The 252-nt window shown below is 68.7% G+C and carries 1 pseudogene; it reads right to left on the bottom strand.

The features are described from left to right. Positions 1–252 (bottom strand): annotated as a pseudogene (locus SB725_RS32700) (MFS transporter); the annotation flags it as partial.

The raw sequence follows: 252 nt of genomic DNA, 5'->3' as shown, positions 1-252 counted from the left end.
GGGGCAGCATGCTCATCCCCGCCTGGGACGGTGAATAGCCCAGGGCCACTTGCAGCAGCAGGGGCACCAGGAACGGCAGGGCGCCGCTGCCCAGGCGGGCGAACAGGTTACCCAGAATGCCCACGGCAAAGGTCCGCACCTTGAACAGTGACGGGGCGAACAGCGGGTTGTCGGTGTGCACGGCCCGCAGCCAGTAGGCCGCCAGGCAGGCCAGCCCGCCGAACAGCAGCAACATCACCCGCAAGTGCGGCA

Origin of the sequence: Pseudomonas sp. SIMBA_041 (assembly GCF_046535095.1) — a bacterium.
Classification (GTDB): Bacteria; Pseudomonadota; Gammaproteobacteria; order Pseudomonadales; family Pseudomonadaceae; genus Aquipseudomonas; species Aquipseudomonas mucoides.
This window is presented reverse-complemented; position numbering and strand designations above follow the sequence as displayed.